Source organism: Exiguobacterium sp. SL-9 (assembly GCF_004336985.1).
GTDB lineage: Bacteria > Bacillota > Bacilli > Exiguobacteriales > Exiguobacteriaceae > Exiguobacterium.
Genome location: NZ_SJUO01000050.1, coordinates 1 through 381, shown reverse-complemented (window position 1 = coordinate 381; position 381 = coordinate 1). Strand labels below are relative to the sequence as shown.

The 381-nt window shown below is 38.8% G+C and carries 1 pseudogene; it reads right to left on the bottom strand.

Annotated features, from left to right (window positions below):
* Positions 1-381: pseudogene (locus EVJ34_RS15600) on the bottom strand (hypothetical protein); the annotation flags it as partial.

Sequence of the window (381 nt, the reverse complement as noted above, 5' to 3'; positions counted from 1 at the left end):
CAATAACACCAATGATATTACTAATACGATCAGAACTCTTCGCAATATCATTCATTGTATTAACGATATTATCCATTGCACTACCTCCTTTTATCGCTGCCTCACAAGTGATATTAGAAAGGTTGTTTGCTTGCCCTGCCGTTTCACTATTACTACTTACCGCTGTCGTTAATTCATTCATCGTTGAGGCAGTTGCTTCAACATTGCTGGCAGTTTGCTCTGTTCTTACATACAGATCGCGATTATCTGCTGCTAATTGATCACAAGAGATGTCTACTTGATGTATTTGATGACTCACATCACTGACTAACCAACGAAACATACGCCCTAATTGATTAACTGAACGCTGTGTCATACCCACTTCATCGATGCGATTTATAT